Origin of the sequence: Psychrobacter sp. CAL346-MNA-CIBAN-0220 (genome assembly GCF_040309805.1) — a bacterium.
Taxonomy (GTDB): Bacteria; Pseudomonadota; Gammaproteobacteria; order Pseudomonadales; family Moraxellaceae; genus Psychrobacter.
In genome coordinates, this window is record NZ_JBEOPF010000643.1 from 1 (window position 1) to 243 (window position 243).

Annotated in this window: 1 protein-coding gene; it reads right to left on the reverse strand. The window is 38.3% G+C overall.

Going from position 1 to position 243, the window contains the following annotated elements:
• On the reverse strand, positions 1 to 243 hold a 243-nt coding region (locus AAEY88_RS15150; RefSeq protein ID WP_350563717.1), incomplete at both ends, for a 50S ribosomal protein L11 methyltransferase.

The window sequence follows — 243 nt, forward strand, 5'->3', positions numbered from 1 at the left end:
TTCCCAATCTTTGTCTTCAAGTTGTTCTATTTTATATGTTAGATTTTGCGCAACTGATTTATCTGCGTTTAACAGCGCTACAACGCTATCCATATCGTGATTAGCATCAAATAAGCCTATTACCGTAGTATCGGCCCAAAATTGCACAGTGCCTATTTTAGGCTCATAGATAGGCGTGTCTTTGGCGTCAATAAAAGTAACCGATGCACTACCAGCTTCAACTAGTAGATCACTAATTAAATC